The sequence below is a fragment of the Pseudomonas sp. MPFS genome (genome assembly GCF_022537035.1).
In the GTDB taxonomy this organism is placed as follows: Bacteria; Pseudomonadota; Gammaproteobacteria; order Pseudomonadales; family Pseudomonadaceae; genus Aquipseudomonas; species Aquipseudomonas sessilinigenes.
Genome location: NZ_CP066123.1, coordinates 1,463,757 through 1,486,123, shown reverse-complemented (window position 1 = coordinate 1,486,123; position 22,367 = coordinate 1,463,757). Strand labels below are relative to the sequence as shown.

Genomic DNA, 22,367 nt, shown 5'->3' with positions numbered 1-22,367 from the left:
GACAAGCGAGCACAAATGCTTCCTTGTCCCAACCCAAACCTGGAGAAACAACATGAGCCATCCTCGTACCCTGTCCGCCACTGCCCTGGTCCTGGCGCTGGGCTCTGCCCTGAGCATCGCCGCCCTGCCGGTCACGGCCCATGCCGAGGGCGACATGGAGAAGTGCTTCGGCGTCGCCATGAAGGGCAAGAACGATTGTGCGGCAGGTGCTGGAACCACCTGCGCGGGCACCTCGAAGACCGACCATCAGGCCAACGCCTGGAAACTGGTGCCCAAGGGCACCTGCGAGAAAACCGCCAGCAGCACCTCCCCCACCGGCTTCGGCCAACTCGCGGCCTTCAAGGCCAAGTCCTGATGCCGCGGCCTGAGTGTCGATCATGAACATGCCCCTGAACCCGCACCGCCACAACGACACTCGGGCCTTGGCGCCAAGCCTGCCGCCTCGTGCTGGCCTGGGGCTCAAGACCGAGCACTTCAAGCAAGTGCTCGGCCAACGGCCCGACATCGGTTTCTTCGAGGTCCATGCCGAGAACTACATGGTGGACGGCGGCCCCTTCCATCACTACCTGGGCCTGATTCGCGAGCACTACCCGCTGTCGCTGCATGGTGTCGGCCTGTCCATCGGTGGCGAAGGCCCGCTGGACAACCAGCACCTGGCGCGCCTGGCGGCCTTGATCGAGCGCTACCAGCCCCAGTCCTTTTCGGAGCACCTGGCCTGGTCCAGCCATGGCCCGGTGTTTCTCAACGACTTGTTGCCCCTGGCCTATGACCAACCGACCCTGCAACGGGTCTGCGAACACGTCGACCAGGTACAGCAACGCCTGGGTCGCCAGCTGTTGCTGGAGAACCCGGCCACCTACCTGCAGTTCCAGCGATCGACCCTGGATGAGCCGGACTTCATCAGCGAGGTGGTCCGCCGCAGCGGTTGCGGCCTCTTGCTGGACATCAACAACCTGCATGTCTGCTGCGTCAATCACCAGCGTGAGCCGCTGGCCTACCTGCAGGCGCTGCCATTGCATGCCGTAGGGGAAATCCACCTGGCAGGCTTTGCCGAGGACCGCGATGGGCTGGGAGATCGCCTGTTGATCGACGACCACGGCGCCCCGGTGGACGATGCCGTCTGGGCCCTGTACCAGCAAGTCCTGGAACGTATCGGCCCCATGGCCACGCTGATCGAAAGGGACAATCGCATTCCGCCCTTCGCCACCCTCCAGGCCGAAGCCGGCAAGGCCGAGGCGTTGCTGCGCCAGCTCAAGGAGCGCACATGAGCAGCCAGGCTGAGTTCACCAAGGCCCTGCTGGACACCGGGCAGGCCTGCCCGCCGGGCCTGTACAGCAGCAACGGCGCCGATCCGGCCAGCCGCTTCGCGGTCTATCGCAACAATGTACAGGGCTCGCTGATCAACGCCCTGGCAGACAGCTACCCGGTGGTGGAGCAACTGGTGGGCCAAGCGTTTTTCAGGGCCATGGCCCGAACCTATATCGAGCGCCAGCCTCCCAGCACCCCACGGCTCAACGATTACGGCGAGGGGTTTGCCGAATTCATCGATGACTTCACTCCGGCCGCCTCCTTGCCCTACCTGGCCGATATCGCCCGCCTGGAACGCTTGCGGGTCGAGAGTTATCACGCCGCCGATGCCCGGCCATTGGCAGCGGCGCAACTGCAAGAAGCCATGAGCCGGCCGGAGCAGCTTGGCCGGTTGCACCTGCACCTGCATCCATCGCTGCGCAGCCTGCAATCGAGCTACGCCGTGGCCAGCCTGTGGGCCGCGCACCAGGATGGCCGGCAATGGCCATCGTTCTACCTGCATCGGGAACAACACATCCTGGTGCTACGCAACGCCCTGGAGGTCGAGGTACTGGCCGTGGATGCCGGCTGCCTGGCCTTCACCGACAGCCTGCGCACCCGGCAACCGCTGGCGGTCGCCGCCGCCCAGGCCCTGGACGCCCAAGCCGACTTCGACCTGGGCCGTTGCCTGGGCCTGCTGCTTGGCCACGGCGCACTCATTGACTTGTAACCGCAGAAGAAGACCGATCATGAATACCCGGACCCACTCCCCTATCGCCAGCCTGCTGATGCGGGCCTGCCAGAAACTGGAACTCATCCCCTACAGCCTGGTGGCCTTCATCGCGCGCTTCAGTATCGCCGCGGTGTTCTGGAAATCCGGGCAGACCAAGGTCGAAGGACTGGCCATCGACCTGGTTTCCGGGACGTTCGAGTTCGGTTGGCCGCACCTGGCGGACTCGACCATTCCCTTGTTCCAGAGCGAGTACCACTTGCCGATACTGGCTCCGGAACTGGCGGCGCACCTGGCGGCCTTTGCCGAGCATTTTTTCCCGGTGTTGATTCTGTTCGGCCTGGCCACGCGCTTTTCTGCCCTGGCGTTGCTGGGCATGACCCTGGTGATCCAGCTGTTCGTCTACCCGGACGCCTACCCGACCCATGGCACCTGGATGGCCATCCTGCTGTTACTGATGGCTCGCGGGCCTGGGGTGCTGTCTGTCGACCACCTGCTGCGTCGCCGACTCGGACATTGAAGCGACTCTGCATCCTGTAGCCGGATCGATTGAATAATGAGCTTGGCCGGGCTGGCGCTGGAAGCTCCTGCGGACCATGGCGCAGCCTCGCAGGCTCGGCAGCGGCTTGTATCTCGACTATCGCGTTTACACACGCGATAGTTCTCGACTGATCATCGAGGAAGAGGAATGAAGCCGGGCAGCGGCTAAGGCCTTGAGCCTGCACTGTAGATTGAGCTCCTCCTCTTCAACCTCACTCGCTAAGTCCGAACGGTATCCTGAGCCCTGCATCGCACGGTAGCTCGCATCAACAAGGCTGAGACCGAGTGATGGATGATCCTCAACCCGCGCATACGAGGAAGAGAATATGTCTAACGTCATCGGGATCGATATCGCCAAGAACACATTCGATGTCGCCACGCCTCTGCCCAACGGCAAGTACCGCACACGCGGCAAGATTCCCAACAATGCCGAGGGCTTCGCCCAGCTCGACCAGTGGCTCAAGTTGCATGCGCAGCCCGACGCCAGGGTCGTCATGGAAGCCACCAGCGTTTATCACGAAGCCCTGGCAGAGCACCTGTACCACCAGGGTTACGAAGTCATCGTGGTCAACCCAGCCCGGGTCCATTACTTCAAGAAAAGCGAAGGAATCAACTACAAGACCGACAAGGTGGACGCCAAGTTGCTGGCCGCCTTTGCCCAGGCCAAGCACGAGTCACCCTTGACGCCCTGGGCGCCGGAGCCTGTGGCGATCCGCCGGCTACGGGTCCTGCTGCGACGCCTGGACGACCTGCAGGAGATGCTGCAGATGGAACGTAATCGCCAGGAAGTGGCGGATACGGTGGTTCAGGAATCGATCCAGTCGCACATCAGCCACATCGAAAAAGACATCGTCCAGACCCGCCAGATGATCAAGCAGCATGTCGACGATGATCCCGACTTGCGGGGCAAACGGGATCTGCTGTTGAGCATCGACGGTATCGGCGAGAAGACCGCGTCAGTGATCCTGGCCGAACTGGGCGATCTCAAGGAGTTTCGTAGCGCCCGGGCCGTAGTCTCGTTTGCGGGGTTGAATCCGCAGTTGGCCGAATCCGGCAAATTCAAGGGCCGCACGCTGATCAGCAAGGCTGGTTCGGGGCGTATCCGCCGAGCGTTGTACCTACCCAGCATCACCGCCATGAACATGAGTGAGCCCCTCATGGCGATGAAAGAGCGGCTGCGCGCCAAGGGTAAAGCGGGCAAACAGATCGTCTGTGCGGTGATGCGCAAGATGCTGCACATCGTATTTGGCGTGCTGAAATCGGGCCATCCTTATGACCCGAAATTGGCGCTTGCCCGGTAACGGGCAAGACGGTATCTACAACAGCCAACTCGTTTCGTGTAGCCGCTGCCGCAGGATCGTCCGGAGAACCCGCCTGAGCGGTCGTGCGCAAAGGCCCTACGCCAAGCTCGCTTCGTGTGGCCATGGCCGGCGGATCGGCTCGAGGCGGCTACAAGCGGTCCAGGGCTTCGCCGCTGCGGCGGAACCAGTCCATCAGGTAATCGGCCAGGACCTGGGTGCGCCTGGGTAATCCCCCCTGGTAGGGATGCACCAGGTACATGGGCATGCTGCGGGTCTGGTAGTCCCGCAACAGCCAGCGCAGGCGACCATCGGCCAGCTCGCCATGCAGTACATAGGATGGCAGCCGGGCGATACCGGCCCCCACCAGGGCGGCCTTTTTCAGCAGGTTGTAGTGATTGCTGGCGAACGGCCCGTTGACCCGCACCCGCAACAGCTCGTGACGCTGGTGGTAGAGCCATTCCTCACGCCCGCTGTAGTGACTGTTGAGCAGGCAGCGATGGTTGGCCAGCTCCATGGGTGTGCGGGGCTCACCGTATTGCTCCAGGTATGCCGGGCTGGCGCAGGTCACTTCATGCCAGGCCAGCAGCGGCCGGGCCACCAGGCGCTGGTCATTGTCCACCGCGGAGCGCACCGCCAGGTCGAAGCCCTCCCGGGCCAGGTCGCGGTAGGCATTGCTCAGGTCCAGTTCGATCTGCACCTGGGGATACTGCCGGGAGAATTCCAGCAACAGGCCGTCGAAAAAGGTTTCCCCCAGGGACACCGGCACCGTCAGGCGCACCGGGCCTGCGACATCGTCCTTGAGCCGGGCCAGGGCCTGGTGGGCGCGCTCCACCTGGGCCACCAGCGCCTGGGCCTGGGGCAGCAGCGCGGCACCGGCGGCGGTCAGGTCCAGGCGGCGGGTGGTGCGTTGCAGCAGCACCACTGCGAACCGCGCCTCCAGGGCGCTGATGCGCTTGGACAGCTGGCCCTTGCTGCACCCCAGGCGCTGGGCTGCCAAGGTGAAACTGCCGGCCTCCACCAATACGGCAAAAGCCGCGAGGTCATCCATCTCGCTCATGGATTGTTTCCACCAGAAAACCAAAGGTTGCCTATTAGCGCGTTAATCCATGAAAAAAACCACTCTAGACTGCAACCTCATCTCCCTTCTCACGAGGAACAGCCCATGAAGATTCTCCTGATCGGTGCCAACGGCACTGTTGGCTCGGCGGTGGACCGGGAACTGGCACAGCGCCACGAAATCGTCCGTATCGGCCGCAGCAGCGGCGACTTCCAGGTGGATATCAGCGACAGCCAGTCGATCCGCGCCCTGTTCGAGAAGACCGGCCGCTTCGATGCCCTGGTGTGCGCCGCCGGCAACGTCACCTTCGCGCCCCTGGGGGAGATGACCGCCGAGCATTTCCAACTGGGCCTGCAAGACAAACTGATGGGCCAGGTCAACCTGCTGTTGATCGGCCGCGAATACGCCAACGATGCAGGCTCCTTCACGTTCACCAGCGGCGTGCTGAGCCATGACCCGATCCGCAGCGGGGCCTCGGCCGCCCTGGTCAACGGAGCCATCGACAGCTTTGTCCGGGCGGCGGCCATCGACCTGCCGCGGGGCCTGCGCGTCAACTCCGTGAGCCCCACCGTGCTGCTGGAGGCCATGGACAGCTACGCCCCGTACTTCCGCGGCTTCAAGCCCGTGGCGGGCGCCGACGTGGGCCTGGCCTATGCCAAGAGCGTGGAAGGCTTGCAGACCGGCCAGACCTATCACGTCGGTTGAGCGCTGAATCCGGGGTTGTGGTGAACGGTCGGGCTGCGTAACGTGTCGGCTTCCGCCTGGAGGCCCCATGATGCGCACCGCCCGTTCCCTGCTTTGCTTTGCCTTGCTGCCGCTGTTTGCCGGCTGCCAGGTGCTGCCCCTGTTCAATGATCAGCCTAGCGCCCCTTCCATGGCCGGCCTGACCCGGATGCAGGGCGAACTCAGCGCCGCCGACGGCCAGTTGCTGTTCAAGCCTTGCACTGAAGATCGCCGCTACGTCATCACCGATGGTGGGGGCACCAGCGTGCTGCAAGAGGCCGCGACCCTGGCTGAAAAGCAGGGCAAGCTGTTCGCCGACCTGCGAGGCAAGTTCTCTGCCAGTGGTAGCGGCGATGGCCAACTGGACCTGCGCCAGTTGTATCGGGTCGAGCGTTCCAGTGCCTGCGGCGATCCCAACTTCCAGCGCCTGATCCTGCGGGCCAGTGGCAAGAACCCGGTGTGGAACGTCGATGTCAGCACCCGGGGCATGATGATCGAGCGAGTCGGCCAACCGACCCTGGCCCTGCCCTATCTGGAAGAACAGCTGGGCGACGGCCGCTTCAACCTCACCAGCGAAGCCAACCACCAACGCGTGGAACTGTGGGTTGCACCACAACGCTGCGTCGATAGCGTCACCGGCAGCGTCCAGCACCTGAGCGCGGAGCTGCGGGTGGATGGCCAGGTCCAGCGCGGTTGCGGTTATTTCGGGGCCTCGCGCAACGACTGATTCGACGAGCAACCGTTTTAGCCTCACGGCAAGGGTGGATTGCGGCTTATAATCGCCGGTTTGTGCAAAGCAAGCCGGCGCACTGTTGCGCACCGCCTACCCGGACCCTGTCATGTTACGAATCACCGAACTCAAGTTGCCGCTCGACCACCCCGATGAAGACCTGCGCGCCGCCATCGTGCAGCGCCTGGGCATCGCCAGCGACGACCTGCTGGACTTCACCTTGTTCAAGCGCAGCTACGACGCGCGCAAGAAGTCCTCGGAACTGTTGTTCATCTACACCATCGACCTCACCGTACGCGACGAGGCGGCCCTGCTGCAGAAGTTCGCTGACGACCGTAACGTCAACCCGGCGCCGGATGTCAGCTACAAGGTCGTGGGCCAGGCCCCGGCCGACCTCCAGGAACGGCCGATCGTAGTGGGCTTCGGGCCCTGCGGGATCTTCGCCGGCCTGCTGCTGGCGCAAATGGGCTTCAAGCCGATCATCCTCGAGCGCGGCAAGGAAGTGCGCCAGCGCACCAAGGACACCTGGGGCCTGTGGCGCAAGAGCGTGCTCAACCCCGAGTCCAACGTGCAGTTCGGCGAGGGCGGTGCCGGAACCTTCTCCGACGGCAAGCTGTACAGCCAGATCAAGGACCCCCAGCACCACGGTCGCAAGGTCCTGGTTGAGTTCGTCCGGGCCGGCGCGCCGCAAGAGATCCTCTACATCAACAAGCCGCACATCGGCACCTTCCGCCTGACCAGCATGGTGGAGAAGATGCGCGAAGAGATCATCGCCCTGGGCGGTGAAGTGCGCTTCGAGCAGAAAGTCACCGACCTGCTGGTGGACGGCGAGCAACTGACCGGCGTGGTCCTGGAAAGCGGCGAGCAGTTGCATTCGCGCCATGTGGTCCTGGCCCTGGGCCACAGCGCCCGCGACACCTTCCGCATGCTCCACGCCAAGGGCGTGTTCATGGAGGCCAAGCCGTTCTCGGTCGGCTTCCGCATCGAGCACCCGCAATCACTGATCGACAGCGCCCGCCTGGGCAAGTACGCCGGGCACCCGAAACTCGGCGCCGCCGACTACAAGCTGGTGCACCACGCCAAGAACGGCCGCTCGGTGTACAGCTTCTGCATGTGCCCGGGAGGCACCGTGGTGGCGGCTACCAGCGAGCCGAACCGCGTGGTCACCAACGGCATGAGCCAATACTCGCGTAACGAGCGCAACGCCAACTCCGGCATCGTGGTGGGCATCACCCCGGAAGTGGACTATCCGGGCGGCCCGCTGGCGGGTATCGAGCTCCAGGAACGCCTGGAGTCCCACGCCTTCGTCCTCGGCGGCAGCAATTACCAGGCCCCGGCGCAGCTGGTGGGTGACTTCATCGCCGGCAAGCCCAGCACCGCCATCGGCAGCGTCGAGCCGTCCTACAAGCCTGGGGTAAACCTGGGTGACCTGGCGCTGGCCCTGCCGGACTTCGCCATCGAAGCCATCCGCGAAGCCCTGCCGGCCTTCGAGCGGCAGATCAAGGGTTACTCCCTGCATGACGCGGTGCTGACCGGGATCGAGACCCGTACCTCGTCACCACTGCGCATCACTCGCGATGCCTCGATGCAGAGCCTGAACCTCAAGGGCCTGTACCCGGCCGGTGAAGGCGCCGGTTATGCCGGGGGCATCCTGTCCGCCGGCGTCGATGGCATCCGTATCGCCGAAGCCGTGGCCCGCAACATCCTCGGTATCCAAGGCTGAGGCCGGAATGAGGGAGCTGCCGGTGCAGCTCCCTCATCATTCAGATACCAGCGCGCAATACGCTGGCAGGCAAGGCAGCCCCCTGCTCTACGCTCGCGGCCACTGCCTCGATCAAGGCCGTCAATTCATAGCCCTGCTCCGCCAGCCACTGCTCATCGTAGTAGGTGGTCGCATAACGCTCGCCACCATCACAGAGAATCGCCACGATCGACCCCGCCTCGCCGGTAGATGCCATCTGCTGCGCGGCCATCAGGGCACCGATCAGGTTGGTGCCGCTGGAACCACCGACCCGCCGCCCGAGGCGCTGGGCCAGGTAGTGCATGGCCGCCAGGGACAGGGCGTCCGGGACCTTGACCATGGCATCGATGACCTGGGGCAGGAACGAGGCTTCGACCCGGGGCCGGCCAATGCCTTCGATCCGCGAACCGCAATCCAGGCGCAAGCTGGCATCTCCGCTGTTGTAGTAGTCGAAGAACACCGAGCGCTCGGCATCGGCGCACAGCACCCGGGTCTGGTGCTGGCGGTAACGCACATAGCGTCCCAGGGTTGCAGTGGTGCCGCCAGTACCCGGGCTGGAAATCAACCAGGCAGGCTCCGGGTAACGCTCGAAGCGCAATTGCTGGAAGATCGACTCGGCGATGTTGTTGTTCGCCCGCCAGTCGGTAGCGCGTTCGGCGTAGGTGAACTGGTCCATGAAGTGCCCGCCGCTTTCACGGGCCAGGCGCTCGGACTCGGCGTAGATCTGCGTGGGGTCCTGCACCAGATGGCTCTTGCCGCCATAGAAGGCGATCTGGGCGATCTTTTCCTGGGAGGTGGTGGCCGGCATCACCGCAATAAAGGGCAAGCCCAGCAGTCGCGCGAAGTAGGCCTCGGAAATCGCCGTGGAGCCGCTGGAGGCTTCGATTACCGGCGCCCCGGGCTTGAGCCAGCCATTGCACAAGGCATAGAGGAACAGCGAACGGGCCAGGCGGTGCTTGAGGCTACCGGTGGGATGGCTGGATTCGTCCTTGAAGTACAGCTCAATGCCCGGACGCCCGGGCAACGCCAACGGGATCAGGTGAGTATCGGCGCTGCGCTGGAAATCGGCTTCGATGATGCGGATGGCCTCACGGGCCCACTGGCGATTGTCGCTCATGTTCTATTCTCTGCGGATCGAACGCCATACCGGCGCAAGAAGATGAAATGCACCCTGCATAGGTGATCCAGGCCCGGGACGACAAGGCACTTCCCGTTGTCGGGAAAGGCCCTGCAAGCTACGGGGATGGACATGTTAGGAAATATCTTCCAGCCCTGACAGGTACAGCTGTGAAGCAATTGGAAACACAACTGCCAGCGGACTTTTTCAGCAGGCCGCTTGCTTTCTACTTATAACAAAAAAGAATATAACTTTTGTTTTAACAACCAAGTGTACGGGTTAGGGTGTGCCACCTTTGTCTGGTTTTAAATGGAGAGCGACCTTGCCTCTGCGTAGTACTTTCACCCGTTTCTTTGCCATGGAAGCCGCCAGCGGACTGCTGTTGATCGCTGCTGCCGTCCTGGCCTTGATCATCAACAACTCGCCGTTGTCCTGGCTGTACAACGGTCTCCTGGAAACCCCAGTGGTTGCCCAGGTGGGCGCCTTGAAGATCGCCAAGCCGTTGCTGCTGTGGATCAACGACGGCCTGATGGCGCTGTTCTTCCTGCTGATCGGCCTGGAGGTCAAGCGGGAAGTCCTCGATGGCCAGTTGTCCAAGCCTTCGCAGATAGTCCTGCCTGGCGCTGCGGCCATTGGCGGCATGCTGGTGCCGGCATTGATCTACTGGTACCTGAACCGCGACAACCCGCCAGCCCTCAGCGGCTGGGCGATTCCTACCGCCACCGATATCGCCTTCGCCCTCGGGGTACTGGCGCTGCTGGGCAAGCGGGTACCGACCTCGTTGAAGCTGTTCTTGATGACCCTGGCGATCATCGATGACCTGGGGGCGATCGTGATCATTGCGATCTTCTATTCAGGCGCCCTGTCGACCCTGTCGCTGATGCTGGCGGCAGCTTGCATCGCCGCCCTGGTCGCGATGAACCGAATGGGCGTGGTGAAGCTCGGGCCCTACATGATCATCGGCCTGATCCTCTGGGTCTGCGTACTCAAGAGCGGTGTCCATGCCACCCTGGCAGGCGTGACCCTGGCCTTCTGCATTCCCCTGCGCACTCGTAACGCCGAGCCGTCGCCATTGCTGGCCCTTGAGCATGCGCTGCACCCTTGGGTGTCGTTCGGCATCTTGCCGTTGTTCGCCTTTGCCAACGCCGGGCTGTCGCTCAGCGGCGTGACGCTGGAGAGCTTCACCCACTTCGTACCGATGGGCATCGCCGTCGGCCTGCTGCTGGGCAAGACGGTCGGTGTATTCGGCCTGACCTGGCTGGCGGTCAAGACCGGTCTTGCCGCACTGCCTGCCGGCGCCAATTGGGGGCAGGTGTTCGGTGTGGCGATTCTCTGCGGAATCGGCTTCACCATGAGCCTGTTCGTCGGTTCCCTGGCCTTTGTCCCTGGCGCCAGCGAATACGCGGGCATGGATCGCATGGGTATTCTCACCGGCTCACTGCTGGCCGCGCTGATCGGTTATGCCGTGACGGCTGCCGCCAGCCGCAAGAGCAATCCAGTAGCCTCCTGATATCCCAAGGAGCCCTGGCTTAAAAAACAAAACCCCGGTCAGTCGCCTGGCCGGGGTTTTGTTTGGCTGATGGAAAATCAGCGAGTTACACGACTGGTGCCGTTGACGGTCATGATGCGAACGCGGTCGCCAACACGGAACACTTCGTTTTCCTGAACTTGTTGTACATAGGCGCGCATGCTGCCGTCGTCTTCACGCACGGTGATCTCCACGCCCTGGGTACGGGTCAGCCCTTCTTCGGTAGCCGAGCCGAGCAGGCCGCCAGCCACAGCACCGATGACTGCAGTGACGATACTGCCACGGCCACCGCCGATGGCGCTGCCACCCACACCACCGATCACTGCGCCAGCAGCGCCGCCGATTGGGGTCTTGGTGCCTTCGATCTTCACTGGACGCAGGGATTCGATGGTGCCCAGACGCACGTTTTGCACACGACGCGCTTCATCACGGGAATAGGAATCACCGGTCAGGTTGGAGGCGCAACCGCCGAGCAACATGGCCATCGTGGTAAAGGACGCAACCAGCAAAACAGACTTACGCATAGGATCAACTCCAAGGGACAATAAATCATTAGACTCCGCAGCTTGACACCTGTCACGGCGCGGCCCGGATAAAATTGCTTTCATTCAGCCCAAGTACAGGCTGAATGAGCACCTGGCACCCTCGCTACGGTAGCCCCAGCCTCCAGCATAACGCTATCGAACAAAGGATTTTCCATGGATTACTTCATCATCTTCGTGGTCACGGTCGCCGGCCTGTATTTCCACTGGTGGCTGTACGTACGCATCAAGCGCTGGACAGACCGGGACCTGGCGCTGTCCATGGCGGGCAGCGACGAACAGAAGAAGCAGTACATGTTGCAGCGACTGGCAGAAGCCCAGCGCCAGAAAGTAAAACGCCGGGACCTGCCGCAATGGCTGGAGGCCGCTGCGGCCGGTTATCCCGGCGAGTGATCGGCAAGGTTCAGGGAGCCAGGCGTTCGCGGACCCACTCCCCGGCCTGCAGGCGGTAGTTCAAGCGGTCATGCAGGCGACTGGCACGCCCCTGCCAGAACTCGATGCGTTCCGGCACCAGGCGATAGCCTCCCCAATGCTCGGGGCAATCGGGCTGGCTATCGCTGAAGCGGGCCTCGGTGGCCTTGAGCAGCTCCTGCAACTCGGCACGATCGGCAATCACCCGGCTCTGCGGTGATGCCCAGGCTCCCAGGCGACTTCCCAGGGGACGCACCTGGTAATAGGCATCCGATTCCTGCGCACTGACCTTCGCTACCCGCCCCTCGATCCGTACCTGGCGCTCCAGGGTCGGCCAGAAGAAGGTCATGGCGGCAAAGGGCCGTGCAGCCAGTTGCTGTCCCTTCGCGCTGTCGTAGTTGGTGAAAAAGGTAAAACCCTGTTCGTCCAATCCCTTGAGCAGCAGCACCCGGCAGTGGGGACGGCCGTCGGCATCGACGGTCGCCAGGGTCATCGCATTGGCCTCCACCGGTGGCTGCTCGGTTTTCACCGCATCGGCAAACCACTGGTGGAACAACGTGAAGGGCTCGACCGGGGCCTGGGCCTCGGACAAGCCGTCACGGGTATAGTCGCGGCGCATATCAGCCAGAGACTGAGTCATGCTGCTTCCTTATCCTGCAAATCAGTTCTTGGCCTGGGCGGTGGCCGTAGGGTTCTTGGCAGCCGCGACGGTTTTCTTGGCCGGAGCCTTCTTGGCCGCTGGCTTCTTGGCCGGGGCCTTCTTGGCGGCTGCGGCTTTCTTGCTGGCCGGGGCCGGGACCGGAGGCTTGGCGTCCTGCACGGCAACCATTTCAGTCTCGGACGGCGTCGGCTGGTTGTACTTGCTCAGCAGGCCAAGCATGGTACTGCGCTGGGTCAGCATGATTTCCACGCGACGGTTCAGCGAGCGACCTTGTGGGCTGTCGTTGGCGGCACGCGGCATCACCGCGCCCATGCCACGCAGCATCAGGCGGTCTTGCTTCAAGCCGCTGAGGCTGAAGATAGCGGCCACGGACTGGGCACGATCACGGCTCAACTTCTGGTTGGCCAGGGTCGGGCCGGTGGCGTCGGCATGGCCGAGAATCAGCACGGCAGTCTTAGGGTCGCCTTCCACCGCCTTGGCCACGCGAGTGAACGGGCCGAGGGTGACGGGCAGCAGCATGGCCGGACGATCCGGGTTGAAAGAAGCATCGACCAGCGCGGTAACCACCAGCACGTTCTCGCGACGCTCCACTTGCAGCTTGCTGTCCTTCACCGCTTCACGCAGGCGAGGCTCGTAGTCGTCCAGCCAGGCCTGGGTGATTTTCGGGTCAGGCATCGGAATGTCCGCCACGTTGACCTTGCTCAGGGGCTTGGGCTGGCTCTTGCCAAATGGCCACCACCAGTTGCTCTCGGAGTCGGCGGCCTTGGCCACCGCTGGAGCTGGCTCGGCCTTCTTGGCATCGGCTACCGGCTTGTCGGCCTCATCCTTGGAGGAAGAGAACGGCCACCACCAGTTGCTGCTCTCGGCCTTGGCGACCGGAGCGGCTGGAGCTGGGGTTGGGGCTGGGGTCGCGGCGACAGGAGCCGGGGCAGGCTCGGCAGCGGCGGTTGCAGCAGGCTTGCCAGCGGAAGGCTTGGCGGCAGGAGCGGCCTGCTTGGCCGACGCGGTGGCCTTGCCAGCAGCAGCCGGAGCGGCTGGTTTGCTCGCCGGGGCAGCCGGAGCGGCTTCGGCGGTAGCGGGTTTGTCGTTGGCAGGGGCAGCCGAAACTTCCTTGCTGCTGGCCTTATCGGTACCGAACGACCACCAATGGCCGCCGTCCGCTTCATTTTGTGGGGTTTGTGCACAACCGGTTACGGTCAAGCAGATGGCCAAGGCTAGAGACTTGTTCGACGACATGGGATATCCACAAAATGAGATAAAAAATTCGGTCTAAATAACCGTTATAAACAGACGCTTGGAAATTATAAAAGCCACAGGGTTCCATCCTGCAGCTTTCCACGCATGTTTAAGCAAAAAAAGTTCTTAACAGCAACCTTTTTACAGACAATCCGACAAAATCCGCACCAGTTTCTGTGCACGAGGATCCATCAACACGTAGGGTCCCAGGGTATTTGTGACAAATCCGAACGCTACATCGCGCTCCGGATCGGCAAAACCTACCGAACCACCCGCCCCCGGATGCCCGAAGGCCCGCCCACCCAGACCGAAAGTGGCATTGGCCACATCGGGCTGGTCCAGCATGCAGCCCAGGCCGAAGCGCGTCTGGGTCAACAGGGTCTTGTCCATGCCCAGGCTGTGCTCGCGGGTCAGCTCATCGAGCATCTCGGCCTCCAGCAAACTGCCATCAAGCAGGCCACTGTAGAACCCGGCAAGGCTGCGGGCATTGCCATGGCCGTTGGCCGCTGGCTGCTGCATGCGCCGCCACTCCGGCTTATTGGTGCTGGTCAGGATAGACGGAGGATTGGTAAAGGCCCGGGTAGTCATCGCCTCAGGCTCGCGCATGGTCACTTGCAACAAGCGCTGGGCCGCAGCGTCGCCGACATTGCCCTTGCCCCGTGCGACATGCGCCACCCGGTGGAACTCCTCGTCGGCCAGGCCGATATGAAAGTCCAGTCCCAGGGGCTTGGCCACGCGGGCCACGATGGATTCGCCCGGGCCGCGGCCATCGGCCCGCCGGATCAGCTCGCCCACCAGCCAGCCATAGGTAATGGCGGCATAACCGTGCCCCTCCCCCGGCATCCACCAGGGTTGCTCGGCCGCCAGGGCGTCGACCATGGTTTGCCACTCGTACAGCGCCTGGGGCGGCAACATCTCGCGCAGGGCCGGCAAACCGGCCTGGTGGCACAGCAACTGGCGCAAGGTGATGGCCGCCTTGCCCGCCGCGGCGAATTCCGGCCAGTAGTCGGCCACCGGCGCGTCCAGCTTGAGCTTGCCCTCGGCCACCAGTTGCAATGCGGTCACGGCGGCAAAGGGCTTGGTGCAGGAAAACAGGTTGGCGATGGTATCGCTGTGCCAGGCCTCGGCGCCGTCCTTGTCAGCCGTGCCGGCCCAGAGGTCGACCACGGTTTCCCCGCCGACCTGGATGCATAGCGCGGCGCCACGCTCCTGGGGATCTTCGAACAGCGCTGCGAAAGCCTCGCGTACCGCCTCGAACTTGAGCTCGTAATGACCTTGAATCTGCACCCCTGAATCCCCCTGCGACAATGCTCGGCAACGTGGCGCGCATTGTTTCAGCCTCGAGGGGATTTGGGAACAACCGGGCCCACCCGGCGGGGCCCGAAAGTCGTCAGTGGCCGTTGCCGGAATGGCCACCGACATGCGCTTCACCCGTGGCGCTCGGTGCGTTCCGGTTTTGCGCCGCAGGCCCGCTGGCGGCCGCCTGCTCGGCCTGGACCCGCGCGAGCTGCGCGGCCTTGCCCAGTTGCTCCAACGCCAGCAGGTTGCCCTTGCGCACGGTCTCGACAAAGCCCTGGAACGGCACATCGGTAATACCCACCAGGCCGAAATGACCGTTCTCACCGTCCAGCAGGCGTCCGGTCACCGGCTGGTCCAGGTATTGGAACCAGTGCACTCCGACGATGGATGGCTCGCTCAGCGCCTGCTTGAGGAAGTTGGCATAGGCCGGTCCCCGCTCCTCCTCCCGGGCCAGTTCGGTGACGGCGCCCCAGAACGGGCCGCGATCCCGGGAGCCAAAGTTGAACTCGGTGATCAGCACCGGCTTGTCGAGACTGCGCAGGTAGGCGAAGTCCTGCCCGTCCTGGGGCTTGAGGGTGTACATGTTGAAGCTCAGCACGTCGCAATACTGGGCGCAGGAAGCCACCGCCTCAGGTGTGCTGACGGCAAACCGCCCTCCCAGCAGCAGGTGGTTGGGGGCGTGCCACTTCAACGAATCGGCGATGGTCTTGAAGTAGGTATCGGCGAAGACTCGCTGGAAATGCCGGTAGTCAGCCTCGATCTCGGGATGCTCGGGGCTTGGCAGCGGCGCCTCGAAGCCCGGGTCTTCCAGCAACTCCCAGGCCGGCAGATCGATCCCCCAGGCCTTGGACAGCCCCTGCTGGTTGCGATACTTGTCGCGCAGTTGCTTGAGGAAAGCGCGCTTGGCCGGGACATCGGTGGTCAGGCGCAAAGTGCCGTAGGCCAGGGCGAAGCGGGATTTCGCGTCATTTCCCGGACCTGCCCAGGCCAGCTCGTTGTCGGCGAAGTAACCGATCAACCACGGATCGTCACGATGATCCCGGGCGGCGATGGCCACGGCGCGCTCGGTGGCCATGGCAAAGCGCGGATCGAAGGGATCGGGCATGCCGCCCCACCAATCGCTGCCGGTACTGATGCTGGCGTAGTCGCCGACGATCGACAGCGGCAGGGTGTAGGGCACCCGGGCGGCCAGGCCCAGGGCCGGCGCGCTCCAGTTGCCGATGGTGTTGAAACCCCAGGCTTGCAGGCGGTCCAGGGTGTGGCCGAGCCAGCGCTTCTGGTCGAACCCCGGTGCCGCGCAGGGGGCCGCCTGGTCGGGCGCCGACACGGCCGCGCCAGCAGCGGCGCAAGGTGCGCCATAAGTACGCTGCAGGTTGGCCCGGTAGAAGTCGTACCAGCGCCCGCTGTTGTAGCCCCGGCCCCGGTCGGCGCCGTTGCCGCCACGGTTGTCGCCGTCACCGTAGTAGGCCGCCAGCGGCTCGCCGTCCTTGGGCAGGTCGCTGAACATCCATTCGCGCCCGGCGACATAGGTACGATTGTTGTCCGCAGCCAGGGTGTTGACCCCCAGGGAATAGAACGGATGCCCCTCGGGAGTCACCAGGAACCAGCGACCATCACGCTTCTGGGTACGAAAGAAGCCGCTGGCCTTGAAGGCCGGCCCCTGGCTCAAGCCGCCGAAGCGATCCAGGGGGGCCTTTTCGCGCTCGGCGAGCCAGCCCTTGAGCTGTTGCTGCTCCTTGCTGGCTGCAGCCTTGAGCTGCTCGTCGCTGGCGACCTTCTCCGGCCAGCGGTCCCGGGTCGACTGGCCATAGCCATCCACCAGGGAGCCATACACGGCGCGAACCACACCCTCGCTGTCCTGCACACCAAAACGCTCGAGGAGAATGCTTTGCGAAGCCTTGGGGTTGTCCAGAGAGAGGGTCACCGATACCACCTGGCTGCGGTCCAGCTGCCCTTCGCTGCTGGCCAGCAGGATGCGCTGGCCGTCCACGGTCATGGGCATCGGCGGCGCGGCCTTCATGCCCTGCTCCAGGGCACTGCTGGCCACCAAGGGCACCAGCAGCGTCTGCGCCGGGCCGGCGGGTAAATCGACTCGGCTGACCAGGGTCTGGCCATCGTTGCTCTGGATGGTCACGTAGAGGGTCAGGGCCCAATTCATCGCACTCTGGATACGCAGGCTCATCAGCCCCGATTGCGACCAGTCCCAGGCACCCTCCTGGGGGCTCAGGCGCAAGCTGGGACGCAGCGTCGGGTTGAACGTCACCCGCCGCAGCACTTCACCCTCGGCCGTCTGTTCGGCGTTGTACTGCGGCAGGTTGGCATCCTGGGTCGCTACCTGCACCACCGAGGCCGGGCGGACAAAGTTGAACAACGTTTGTTGTCCGGCAGGGGCCGCCAACACAGGCGCGGCAAACAACAGGGCAATTACGACGGGCAACGAGCGGCGAATCATATGGGCCGGTTTCTCCTTGTAGGGCCGCTGGGCGGCCGGTGCTCAAGCATTGACGTGAAATAGACAGCGGGGCGCGCAAAGGTGCGGCCCTGCCCGGTAAACCAGGGAAAATACCCTGGACGATGTGGATACCCAAGCCGTCGCCGGGCGGCGTGCTCGCCTGCCCGGCGCAATGCGGTCTGGGCCAGCCTAGGATATTTCCCGGCGAAAAGGCGGCAGGGCGTTGAGGATCGCCTTGCCATAGCGCTGGGTGACCAGGCGCCGATCCAGCAGGGTGATGGTGCCGCGGTCCTGCTCGGTACGCAGCAGCCGGCCACAGGCCTGGACCAGCTTGAGAGAGGCATCCGGCACCGAGATTTCCATGAACGGATTGCCGCCCCGGGCCTCGATCCACTCCGCCAGCGCGGCCTCCACCGGATCGTCCGGAACCGAGAACGGGATCTTGGCGATCACCACGTGCTCGCAATAGGCGCCAGGCAAGTCCACCCCTTCGGCGAAGCTGGCCAGGCCGAACAGCACACTGGAATCGCCACCATCGACCCGGGCCTTGTGCTTGTTGAGGGTCTCCTGCTTGGACAGGTTGCCCTGGATGAACACCTGCTTGCGCCAGTCGCGATCCAGGCCGTCGAACACGTCCTGCATCTGCTTGCGCGAGGAGAACAGCACCAGGCTGCCCCGGGAGCCTTCCACCAGTTCCGGCAGGTCGCGAATGATCGCTGCGGTATGGGCCGCGGCATCCCGTGGGTCGGCCCGCAGGTCGGGAACCCGCAGCACGCCGGCGTCGGCATGGTGGAACGGGCTGGGCACCACGGCGGTGACCGCTTTCTTCGGCAAGCCGGCACGCATGCGGAAGCGGTCGAAGGTGCCCAGGGCGGTCAGGGTTGCCGAGGTCACCAGGGCGCCGTAGGCCACGTTCCACAAGTTGCGGCGCAGCATTTCCGCGGCCAGGATCGGGCTGGCGTTGACCTCGATATCGAACAGCGAGCCGCTCTCAGCCAGGGTCAACCAACGGGCCATGGGCGGGTTGTCTTCCGGGTCCTCGACGGTGAAGGCCGTCCACAGTTCCCAGTTGCCCGAGGCCCTGGCCAGCAGGCTGCCGAACAGCGGGTACCACTCCTCGGCCTGGTTGCTGGCGATGCCGATGTTGACCTCGCCATCCATGCCTTCCTTGAGCAGGTCGGTCAGGCGGGTGAACAGGTCGGTCAGGCGCGAGAAGCCTTTCTTCAGCTCGATGCCCATCTCGCGCATGTGATCGGGAATCAGCCCGCCGACAAAACGATGGCGCGGCCGCTCGCGGCCTTCCATGTCTTCACCGGTCTTGAAATCGGCGATCTGCTCGCAGGCGGTGAACATGAACTGCTGCTGGGTCTTGATCTCCCGCGCCAGCTCCGGCACCTGCTCGATCAGCCGCCCCAGGTCACCCGGCAGCGGGTGCTGGGCCAGGAGCTTGGTGAGGTTCTTGGCGGTCTGCTCCAGCCAATCGGCGGTGGAGCGCAGCCGGGTGTAGTGGGCGAAGTGGCCGATGGCCTTGTCCGGCAGGTGATGGCCTTCGTCGAACACATAGAGGGTGTCGCGCGGGTCGGGTAGCACGGCGCCGCCACCCAGGGCCAGGTCGGCCAGGACCATGTCGTGGTTGGTGACGATCACGTCGACCTTGCCCATGCCTTCCCGGGCCTTGTAGAAGGCGCACTGGCCGAAGTTGGGGCAATGGCGATTGGTGCACTGGCTGTGGTCGGTGGTCAGGCGCGCCCAGTCGGCGTCTTCCAGGGCGTTGGGCCAGCTGTCGCGGTCGCCGTCCCACTTATTGCCGGCCAGTTTCTCGATCATGCTGGTGAACAGCTTCTGGCTGGCCTCGTCCACCTCGATCTTGAAGCCTTCTTCCTCGAACAGCTGGGCGGTGGCGGTCTGCGCGTGGCCTTCCTGCAGGAGCATGTCGAGCTTGGACAGGCACATGTAGCGCCCGCGCCCCTTGGCCAGGGCGAAGCTGAAGTTCAAGCCGCTGTTGCGCATCAGGTCGGGCAGGTCCTTGTAGACGATCTGCTCCTGCAGGGCGACGGTGGCGGTGGCGATCACCAGGCGCTTGCCGGCGGCCTTGGCCGTGGGGATCGCCGCCAGGCTGTAGGCCACGGTCTTGCCGGTACCGGTGCCGGCCTCTACCGCGACCACCGCCGGATCGCCGCTGCGCCGGCCCTCGTCGTCGGTATCGACGTCACCCAGGACCTTGGCCACCTCGGCGATCATCAGGCGCTGGCCATAGCGCGGCTTGAGGCTCTTGGCTTCGAGAAAACGCGAGTAGGCGCCCTGGATCGTGGTTTTGAGTTCGTTGCTGATCATGGTTCTTCAGGCGCACAAAACGCTGGATAAATTTTCAGTGGTTCGAATCGGCCGCTATCATACCCCGCTAATTCATCCTGCGCAGAACGGAGTACCCGAATGACCGCTTTCGCCCTCGCCTACAGCTTGCACGTCCTGGCCGCCCTGGTCTGGGTCGGCGGCATGTTTTTCGCCTGGATGGTCCTGCGCCCTGCAGCCGTGGCGGCCCTGGAGGGTCCACAGCGGCTTCAATTGTGGGCCCAGGTATTCCCGCGTTTTTTCGCCTGGGTCTGGGTAGCGGTGGTGATCCTGCCGATCAGTGGCATCGGCCTGCTGCATTTGCGCTTCAACGGTTTTGAAACCGCCCCGCGCTATGTGCAGATCATGATGGGGATCTATCTGGTGATGACCGCCCTGTTCATCCGCATCCAGTCGCTGCAACTGCCAGAGCTGCGCCAGGCAGTGGCGAGCCAGGACTGGCCGGCCGGGGCCGCGGTGCTGGGGCGCATCCGCCGCCTGGTAGGCATCAACTTGATCATCGGCCTGCTGCTGGTGACCCTGGCGGCAGCCCGACCGACCTTCTGAAACGAAATCGCCCGCGAAAGCGGGCGATCTATATAGACGACTGACGGAACGGCTACAGGCGTTGCACCGTCAGCGACCCTGCCGCGCCCACCGCCCCGGGCTCGCCTTGGGCGCCGGGACGCCCGCTCTTGCCGCCATCGGTGCGATAGACCAGGCAGCCCTTGGGCTTGCCACCAGCCCCCGGCTTGCCACCGACACCGGCCAGGCCACCGGCGCCACCATCGACCAGGACCTTGATCTGCTCACTCGGGAAATCCCGCGGCAGCTCCAGGCGAACCTGGCCACCCGCCGCGCCTGGGTGCCCGTTGCCGCCATTGTCACCATCGGCACCGCGCCCGGCTTCGCCCCAGGTGCAGCCAGGCTCCTGGCCATTGGCACCATCGAGACCGACATACCCTGGTGCCCCGGCACCGCCCCGGGCATCCACCGACAACTCCTGGGCGTCCAGCGACTCGATGCGCAAATTCAGGTTGCGACCGGGCTTGGCCGTCTTCTCATAGGTACCCGGCGCTCCTCGGGAGGTGATCTGGCTGCCAGCGTCCAACTGCGCATGTCGGACCAGCAACTGCAGGCTCTGCTGCGTGGGCACGATGGCAATCCGCGCTTCGCGCCCCAAGTGCATCTGCTCGACCTTGAGCTCGGTCACATTGGCCGGCACCAGCAAAGTGGCATGGTCGGCGACGTCCAGCCGCTGCAACTGCAAGGTGCTGGCGGTATTGGGCAACCGCATGAACGAGTTGGTGTCGACCTTGACGTCCTGGGCCATGGCCAGGGGGCTACACAATAGGGCGAGCAGGCAGAGCTTACGCATGGTCGGCCTCGACAACGACAGGGGTTGGAAGGGTTTGCAGGTGGAAGACGCCTACCAGCAGGATCTGCAAGCGATCACGCCAGGGATGCGCCCGCCCCGTGAGGCTGCCATTGAACAGCGCCAGCTCCAGCAGGTGGGTCAGCAACAAGAGACAACCGGCCAGATTGACCAGTAGGTGCAGCGGGTTGATCAATGGCTTGGCCAGGTTGATCAACACCACCAGCCAGAACACCAGCGTTAGAAACTTCCCCAGCCCCCATAAAACCTTCATATGCTCCCCTTGTGAATTATTCTTTGCGCGCACAGTAACGACTTCTTACCGGGATAAGCCAGAGGGCGATGCAAATTCTCCCCGACGACAGTTTAGCTGCCGGATCGACGAGGATCGCGCCCCTGATCTTCTGGTCGCCCTCTTCTGAAATGCCCCGGGACCCCGCGCGCTCCATGGGACGCGCGGGGCGATATGCCTCAACGATTGATCTGGATTTCGGTGCGCCGGTTCATCGCCCGTCCTTCAGCTGTCTTGTTATCCGCCACCGGCTTGCTGGCACCGGCACCGGTGACCGAAACGAAGCTGGAGCGGGAAACGCCGTTCTCGATCAGGTACTCCACCACCGAGTGAGCGCGTTTATCAGACAGTTTCTGGTTATAGGCTGCCTTGCCGACGCTGTCGGTATGGCCAGTCACGCGCAGCTGCGCCGAAGCGGACTCCTGCTTCAGGCGAGTCACGATGGTGTTGAGCTTGGCCTTGTCGGCATCGGTCAGCTTGGCCGAGTCGAAATGGAAGTGCACATCGCGAATGACGATGGTTTCTTCCTTGACCACCACGACCTCTTCCACCACGGGTGGAGGCAATGGGCAGCCGTTGGCATCGACCTGCACGCCTTTGGGCGTATGCGGGCACTTGTCGCGACTGTCCGGCACGCCATCGCCGTCCTCGTCGCCATCGCCATGCACCCAGCAGTAGGCGCCTGCCAGGCCGCCGACAAACAGTGCGCCACCGCCCGCCCATGCCGAGCTTTCGGTGGCGCCCAGCGCCGCGCCCGTGACGCCACCCACCGCGGCGCAGATCGGCCAGTCGGTTTTCTGCAGGCCTGCACAACCCGTCAACACACCGGTCAACAGAACCAGGGGTACTGCCGTACGAATGATGCTCATCTGATTTCTCCTCAGGGATCGGCTCGAGGCCGATTCACGGAGTAAAGACCTGGCCATTGATCTGCGCCAGCAAAGGGCCAGCCCCGGTTTTGTCCCGTAAATACGGGGGGATCGTGGATTAACTGGCGAACCGCTCTAGGCCCGA

The 22,367-nt window shown here is 63.8% G+C and carries 22 protein-coding genes; 11 read left to right on the top strand and 11 right to left on the bottom strand.

All coding sequences use genetic code 11. The features are described from left to right. Positions 1-52: 52 nt before the first annotated feature. From I9018_RS06795 to I9018_RS06775, 5 genes are all read left to right on the top strand, one after another. Complete coding sequence (locus I9018_RS06795; RefSeq protein ID WP_022642707.1) at positions 53-355, top strand: DUF2282 domain-containing protein; 303 nt, start codon at positions 53-55, stop codon at positions 353-355. Positions 356-377: 22 nt separating this feature from the next. Next, positions 378-1,268, top strand: a complete 891-nt coding sequence (locus I9018_RS06790; RefSeq protein WP_241109039.1) for a DUF692 domain-containing protein — start codon at positions 378-380, stop codon at positions 1,266-1,268. After that, the gene (locus I9018_RS06785; protein WP_241109038.1) at positions 1,265-2,017 is read left to right on the top strand and encodes a DNA-binding domain-containing protein; all 753 of its coding nucleotides are present in this window, start codon (positions 1,265-1,267) and stop codon (positions 2,015-2,017) included. The genes I9018_RS06790 and I9018_RS06785 overlap by 4 nt, the downstream gene beginning before the upstream one ends. A gap of 19 nt (positions 2,018-2,036) precedes the next feature. Continuing rightward, on the top strand, positions 2,037-2,537 hold the full coding sequence (locus tag I9018_RS06780) for a DoxX family protein (RefSeq protein ID WP_124345921.1): 501 nt from the start codon (positions 2,037-2,039) through the stop codon (positions 2,535-2,537). A 346-nt stretch (positions 2,538-2,883) separates the two neighbouring features. Next, on the top strand, positions 2,884-3,858 hold the full coding sequence (locus I9018_RS06775; RefSeq protein ID WP_241106977.1) for a transposase: 975 nt from the start codon (positions 2,884-2,886) through the stop codon (positions 3,856-3,858). Positions 3,859-4,006: 148 nt separating this feature from the next. On the opposite strand, the gene I9018_RS06770 is transcribed toward I9018_RS06775, so the two are convergent. Beyond that, entirely contained in the window at positions 4,007-4,915 is a 909-nt protein-coding gene (locus I9018_RS06770) for a LysR family transcriptional regulator (RefSeq protein ID WP_241109037.1), read from the bottom strand. A gap of 105 nt (positions 4,916-5,020) precedes the next feature. Here I9018_RS06770 and I9018_RS06765 point away from each other — a divergent pair, with 105 nt between their 5' ends. From I9018_RS06765 to I9018_RS06755, 3 genes are all read left to right on the top strand, one after another. Then, positions 5,021-5,620, top strand: a complete 600-nt coding sequence (locus I9018_RS06765; protein ID WP_068581913.1) for a short chain dehydrogenase — start codon at positions 5,021-5,023, stop codon at positions 5,618-5,620. 70 nt (positions 5,621-5,690) lie between these two features. Further along, positions 5,691-6,365, top strand: a complete 675-nt coding sequence (locus I9018_RS06760; protein ID WP_241110113.1) for a hypothetical protein — start codon at positions 5,691-5,693, stop codon at positions 6,363-6,365. Positions 6,366-6,477: 112 nt separating this feature from the next. Next, a complete protein-coding gene (locus I9018_RS06755) occupies positions 6,478-8,091 on the top strand; it encodes an NAD(P)/FAD-dependent oxidoreductase (protein ID WP_124345919.1) in 1,614 nt (537 codons plus the stop codon). A 40-nt stretch (positions 8,092-8,131) separates the two neighbouring features. Here the strand turns inward: I9018_RS06755 and I9018_RS06750 are convergent, their stop codons facing one another. Then, positions 8,132-9,226 (bottom strand): PLP-dependent cysteine synthase family protein, encoded by a 1,095-nt coding sequence (locus I9018_RS06750; RefSeq protein WP_241109036.1) that lies wholly within the window; start codon positions 9,224-9,226, stop codon positions 8,132-8,134. Positions 9,227-9,548: 322 nt separating this feature from the next. Here I9018_RS06750 and nhaA point away from each other — a divergent pair, with 322 nt between their 5' ends. Next, positions 9,549-10,736, top strand: a complete 1,188-nt coding sequence (nhaA, locus tag I9018_RS06745) for a Na+/H+ antiporter NhaA (protein ID WP_068581907.1) — start codon at positions 9,549-9,551, stop codon at positions 10,734-10,736. A 77-nt stretch (positions 10,737-10,813) separates the two neighbouring features. Here nhaA and I9018_RS06740 read toward each other — a convergent pair whose 3' ends face one another. Continuing rightward, positions 10,814-11,278, bottom strand: coding sequence for a glycine zipper 2TM domain-containing protein (locus I9018_RS06740; RefSeq protein WP_031321034.1), 465 nt, complete (start codon positions 11,276-11,278; stop codon positions 10,814-10,816). A gap of 174 nt (positions 11,279-11,452) precedes the next feature. On the opposite strand from I9018_RS06740, the gene I9018_RS06735 reads away from it, so the two are divergent. Continuing rightward, entirely contained in the window at positions 11,453-11,689 is a 237-nt protein-coding gene (locus I9018_RS06735; RefSeq protein WP_068581899.1) for a hypothetical protein, read from the top strand. Between the two features lie 10 nt (positions 11,690-11,699). Here I9018_RS06735 and pdxH read toward each other — a convergent pair whose 3' ends face one another. The 5 genes from pdxH to dinG form a co-directional block, all read right to left on the bottom strand. Next, positions 11,700-12,347, bottom strand: coding sequence for a pyridoxamine 5'-phosphate oxidase (pdxH, locus tag I9018_RS06730; protein WP_124345917.1), 648 nt, complete (start codon positions 12,345-12,347; stop codon positions 11,700-11,702). Between the two features lie 21 nt (positions 12,348-12,368). Then, positions 12,369-13,604: an OmpA family protein gene (locus I9018_RS06725; RefSeq protein WP_241109035.1), complete on the bottom strand. Its 1,236-nt coding sequence runs from the start codon at positions 13,602-13,604 to the stop codon at positions 12,369-12,371. A 141-nt stretch (positions 13,605-13,745) separates the two neighbouring features. Continuing rightward, positions 13,746-14,891 (bottom strand): serine hydrolase domain-containing protein, encoded by a 1,146-nt coding sequence (locus I9018_RS06720; protein ID WP_241109034.1) that lies wholly within the window; start codon positions 14,889-14,891, stop codon positions 13,746-13,748. A gap of 103 nt (positions 14,892-14,994) precedes the next feature. After that, on the bottom strand, positions 14,995-17,355 hold the full coding sequence (locus I9018_RS06715; protein ID WP_241109033.1) for a beta-galactosidase: 2,361 nt from the start codon (positions 17,353-17,355) through the stop codon (positions 14,995-14,997). A 189-nt stretch (positions 17,356-17,544) separates the two neighbouring features. Further along, positions 17,545-19,689: an ATP-dependent DNA helicase DinG gene (dinG, locus tag I9018_RS06710; RefSeq protein ID WP_022642691.1), complete on the bottom strand. Its 2,145-nt coding sequence runs from the start codon at positions 19,687-19,689 to the stop codon at positions 17,545-17,547. Positions 19,690-19,788: 99 nt separating this feature from the next. Here dinG and I9018_RS06705 point away from each other — a divergent pair, with 99 nt between their 5' ends. Then, on the top strand, positions 19,789-20,253 hold the full coding sequence (locus I9018_RS06705; protein ID WP_241109032.1) for a CopD family protein: 465 nt from the start codon (positions 19,789-19,791) through the stop codon (positions 20,251-20,253). A gap of 52 nt (positions 20,254-20,305) precedes the next feature. Here the strand turns inward: I9018_RS06705 and I9018_RS06700 are convergent, their stop codons facing one another. The 3 genes from I9018_RS06700 to I9018_RS06690 form a co-directional block, all read right to left on the bottom strand. Next, positions 20,306-21,064, bottom strand: a complete 759-nt coding sequence (locus I9018_RS06700; protein WP_241109031.1) for a collagen-like protein — start codon at positions 21,062-21,064, stop codon at positions 20,306-20,308. Then, positions 21,057-21,335 (bottom strand): DUF1145 domain-containing protein, encoded by a 279-nt coding sequence (locus I9018_RS06695; RefSeq protein ID WP_068581884.1) that lies wholly within the window; start codon positions 21,333-21,335, stop codon positions 21,057-21,059. Before I9018_RS06695 ends, I9018_RS06700 begins: the two co-directional genes overlap by 8 nt. Positions 21,336-21,532: 197 nt before the next feature. Continuing rightward, positions 21,533-22,222, bottom strand: coding sequence for an OmpA family protein (locus I9018_RS06690; RefSeq protein WP_068581871.1), 690 nt, complete (start codon positions 22,220-22,222; stop codon positions 21,533-21,535). Positions 22,223-22,367: the final 145 nt, after the last annotated feature.

Coding starts and splice junctions, on each gene's coding strand:
- I9018_RS06760 (WP_241110113.1), top strand. CDS start 5,691: ATGCGCACCGCCCGTTCCCTGCTTTGCTTTGCCTTGCTGCCGCTGTTT.
- I9018_RS06725 (WP_241109035.1), bottom strand. CDS start 13,604: ATGTCGTCGAACAAGTCTCTAGCCTTGGCCATCTGCTTGACCGTAACC.
- I9018_RS06785 (WP_241109038.1), top strand. CDS start 1,265: ATGAGCAGCCAGGCTGAGTTCACCAAGGCCCTGCTGGACACCGGGCAG.
- I9018_RS06750 (WP_241109036.1), bottom strand. CDS start 9,226: ATGAGCGACAATCGCCAGTGGGCCCGTGAGGCCATCCGCATCATCGAA.
- I9018_RS06700 (WP_241109031.1), bottom strand. CDS start 21,064: ATGCGTAAGCTCTGCCTGCTCGCCCTATTGTGTAGCCCCCTGGCCATG.
- I9018_RS06690 (WP_068581871.1), bottom strand. CDS start 22,222: ATGAGCATCATTCGTACGGCAGTACCCCTGGTTCTGTTGACCGGTGTG.
- I9018_RS06790 (WP_241109039.1), top strand. CDS start 378: ATGAACATGCCCCTGAACCCGCACCGCCACAACGACACTCGGGCCTTG.
- I9018_RS06705 (WP_241109032.1), top strand. CDS start 19,789: ATGACCGCTTTCGCCCTCGCCTACAGCTTGCACGTCCTGGCCGCCCTG.
- I9018_RS06740 (WP_031321034.1), bottom strand. CDS start 11,278: ATGCGTAAGTCTGTTTTGCTGGTTGCGTCCTTTACCACGATGGCCATG.
- I9018_RS06715 (WP_241109033.1), bottom strand. CDS start 17,355: ATGATTCGCCGCTCGTTGCCCGTCGTAATTGCCCTGTTGTTTGCCGCG.
- I9018_RS06780 (WP_124345921.1), top strand. CDS start 2,037: ATGAATACCCGGACCCACTCCCCTATCGCCAGCCTGCTGATGCGGGCC.
- I9018_RS06735 (WP_068581899.1), top strand. CDS start 11,453: ATGGATTACTTCATCATCTTCGTGGTCACGGTCGCCGGCCTGTATTTC.
- I9018_RS06770 (WP_241109037.1), bottom strand. CDS start 4,915: ATGAGCGAGATGGATGACCTCGCGGCTTTTGCCGTATTGGTGGAGGCC.
- dinG (WP_022642691.1), bottom strand. CDS start 19,689: ATGATCAGCAACGAACTCAAAACCACGATCCAGGGCGCCTACTCGCGT.
- I9018_RS06775 (WP_241106977.1), top strand. CDS start 2,884: ATGTCTAACGTCATCGGGATCGATATCGCCAAGAACACATTCGATGTC.
- I9018_RS06795 (WP_022642707.1), top strand. CDS start 53: ATGAGCCATCCTCGTACCCTGTCCGCCACTGCCCTGGTCCTGGCGCTG.
- I9018_RS06765 (WP_068581913.1), top strand. CDS start 5,021: ATGAAGATTCTCCTGATCGGTGCCAACGGCACTGTTGGCTCGGCGGTG.
- I9018_RS06695 (WP_068581884.1), bottom strand. CDS start 21,335: ATGAAGGTTTTATGGGGGCTGGGGAAGTTTCTAACGCTGGTGTTCTGG.
- pdxH (WP_124345917.1), bottom strand. CDS start 12,347: ATGACTCAGTCTCTGGCTGATATGCGCCGCGACTATACCCGTGACGGC.
- I9018_RS06755 (WP_124345919.1), top strand. CDS start 6,478: ATGTTACGAATCACCGAACTCAAGTTGCCGCTCGACCACCCCGATGAA.